The sequence below is a fragment of the Paraplanobispora siamensis genome, from assembly GCF_016863175.1.
Lineage (GTDB): Bacteria > Actinomycetota > Actinomycetes > Streptosporangiales > Streptosporangiaceae > Planobispora > Planobispora siamensis.
In genome coordinates, this window is sequence record NZ_BOOJ01000138.1 from 1 (window position 1) to 1,105 (window position 1,105).

Consider the following 1,105-nt stretch of genomic DNA (forward strand, 5'->3'; position numbering starts at 1 on the left):
GGGCGCCCGCCGTAGGGCGCCGGCCGCGCTCAGCTGGGGACGGGCAGGCCCAGCACGGACAGGCACGGGTCGAGCAGCTGCTCCATCAGGGCCGCATCCAGCAGGTCGGAGACGGTCAGGGCGTGCACGGCGCCGCTGAGCAGGTTCCACACGCCGCCCGCGCGGTCGGCGACCGGGATCCCGGCGCCGTCGACGGCCTGGACGAGTTCGAACTGGGCGGCCGCGGCGGCGCGCACGCGGTCGGAGGTGTGCACCGCCCAGGAGGCGGCGTGCACGGCCTGCGACCAGGAGGCGGTGCCGGGCCGGTTGCGCTCGGCGAGCCCGGACAGGCGGTCCACGTCGGCGGCGCTGAGGGTCTCGATGCGGCGGCACAGCGCCATGACGGCCTCGTGCTGGGGGCCGGTGTCGACCGGCCGGTCGGTCAGCTCGCGGGTGCCGGCGAGCCAGCCCACGGCCAGCCGGCGGCGGGTGTCGGCCGGCAGCAGCTCCCGCAGATAGGTGGCCATCACCGCGTCGCACACGACCGAGGTGGCGCGGGCCGCCACGTCGTCCTGGACGCGGACGCCGTCCTCCCGGTGCCAGGTCCAGTCGAGCACGTCGTTCCGGACGCAGTGCAGCAGCGCGTCGGGCGTGCCGATGGGGGCGCGCTCCAGCAGGGCCAGGGCGCCCTCGGCGTTCTGGCTGGCCAGGCCGCGGACGGTCGGCTGCAGGACGATCGCGGCGTCGATGTCCTGCCAGAGCTGGGCGCGGACGCCGTCGTCGGGGAGCCTTCTGGCCAGTGCCGGCAGGTCGCCGGAATCGAGGCGCAAGGCGCGGGAGAGCACTGCGACGGTCGCCGCTCCGCCGTCCAACCGCGTGAGATCGAAACCGAGCACAGGGGCGCTGACCAGGGAATACATTAAAACAGTGTTACACCATGAAGGCTTTGCATCCAATTGATCACGGTTTTTATTACCAATTATCACGATGTGCTCATGGTGCAACACATTTAGTTGATAAAAATACGCGTTTTGCATGAAAAAAAGACCAGGCCGCCCGCGGGTTCGCGGGCGGCCCGTGCCGCACGGTCCCGACGGGTCGGGACCGTGGTGGAGCAGTCGGTGGA

1 protein-coding gene is annotated in these 1,105 nt (G+C 71.2%); it reads right to left on the bottom strand.

What is annotated here, in order from left to right:
• Positions 1-29: 29 nt before the first annotated feature.
• On the bottom strand, positions 30-809 hold the full coding sequence (locus Psi01_RS42900; RefSeq protein ID WP_204069958.1) for a hypothetical protein: 780 nt from the start codon (positions 807-809) through the stop codon (positions 30-32).
• Between the last annotated feature and the right edge of the window lie 296 nt (positions 810-1,105).